Origin of the sequence: Desertibacillus haloalkaliphilus (genome assembly GCF_019039105.1) — a bacterium.
Classification (GTDB): Bacteria; Bacillota; Bacilli; order Bacillales; family KJ1-10-99; genus Desertibacillus; species Desertibacillus haloalkaliphilus.
This window is the reverse complement of sequence record NZ_JAHPIV010000313.1, coordinates 1-384: the sequence shown is the minus strand read 5'-3', so window position 1 is coordinate 384 and position 384 is coordinate 1. Positions and strand designations below refer to the sequence as shown.

General features: G+C 37.0%; 1 protein-coding gene and 1 pseudogene. Both read left to right on the top strand.

What is annotated here, in order from left to right:
- On the top strand, positions 1 to 178 hold a 178-nt coding region (locus KH400_RS22100), incomplete at its 5' end, for a spore coat protein CotJB (RefSeq protein ID WP_217228305.1).
- A 24-nt stretch (positions 179 to 202) separates the two neighbouring features.
- Positions 203 to 384 (top strand): annotated as a pseudogene (cotJC, locus tag KH400_RS22095) (spore coat protein CotJC); the annotation flags it as partial.

The window sequence follows — 384 nt, the reverse complement described above, 5'->3', positions numbered from 1 at the left end:
TCTAGACACACATCCAAATGATATGGATGCAATACAACAATTTAATCAAATGTCCGAAGTCAGACAACGACTAAAAATAGAAATTGAAAAAATTTATGGTCCACTACAACAGTATGGGAACAGTTATAGCAGCTATCCATGGAATTGGAACGAGTCGCCCTGGCCATGGGAGTTATAACATCATCAGAGGGGGTAGGTTTTATTGTGGATTTATGAAAAGAAATTGCAATATCCAGTGAAAGTTAGTACATGTAACCCAACTTTGGCCAAATACTTAATTGAACAGTATGGTGGCGCAGATGGTGAGTTAGCAGCTGCTTTACGTTATTTAAATCAAAGGGACACGATTCCTGAAAAAGTAATTGGTTTATTAACAGATATAGG